The 900-nt window shown below is 77.9% G+C and carries 1 protein-coding gene; it reads left to right on the top strand.

All coding sequences use genetic code 11. The features are described from left to right. On the top strand, positions 1 to 900 hold a 900-nt coding region (locus IH13_RS39485; RefSeq protein WP_031091385.1), incomplete at both ends, for a polyketide synthase dehydratase domain-containing protein.

Genomic DNA, 900 nt, shown 5'->3' with positions numbered 1-900 from the left:
CGCCCGCCCCCGCCCCGGCCCCCTCGCCGGGCCCCCGCCGGTGGCAGCGCCTGATCGCCGCCACCGAACCGGTGCTGCGCGACCACGTGGTCGACGGGCAGCCCGTCCTGCCCGGAGTCGGCCACCTGGACCTGGTCGCCGAGGCGAGCGGGGGACTGGCCGGGCGTGCCTGCCTGGACGTCAGGTGGGTCGTCCCGCTGGCCCTGAGCGGGGCCGAGGAGACGGTGGCGGTGGCCTTCGACGGCGACCGGTACGAGATTCGCGGAGCCGACGACGCCGTACGCTCCGTCGGCCGCCTCGCCGCCGCCCCGGCCGCGCCCGCCCCCCTCGACGTCACCGCGTTGCGGGACCGCCTCGACGAGGGCCCGGATGAAAACGCCTTCTACCGGGCGCTGGCCGGGCAGGGACTGCGGTACGGGCCGTTCTTCCGCCGCGTCCGGCAGGTGTGGACCGGCCGGGACGAGGTGCTCGGCCGGATCGGCGGTCCCACCGGCGACGGTCCGGCGCACGCCCTGCACCCGGGCGTCCTGGACGCGGCCCTGCACACCGTCGCCGCCCTCCTGGTCCGCCGCCGGGGCGAACACGCCCGGCCGATGATGCCGTTCGCGGCCGACCGCGTCGAGGTGTTCGGGGCCGTCCCCACGACCGGCTGGTCGTACGTCAGGGAGACCGGAACCGACCGCTGCGAGGTGATGCTCTGCGACGACACCGGTGCGGTACGGGTCCGGTTCGAGGGCCTGAGCTACCGCGAGGCCAAGCCGACCGCGGTGGTCGTGCACCGGCCGGTGTGGACCGCCCGGCCCGCCGAGGGACGGGCCGCCGCCGCCCGCGGTGTGCTGCTGGTCGGGGAGCGGCTGGGCGCCGAGCCCGCCACCGGCATCGCCCGCGCCCACCACGGGG

The organism is Streptomyces sp. NRRL WC-3549 (assembly GCF_000721935.1).
Classification (GTDB): Bacteria; Actinomycetota; Actinomycetes; order Streptomycetales; family Streptomycetaceae; genus Streptomyces.
This window is presented reverse-complemented; position numbering and strand designations above follow the sequence as displayed.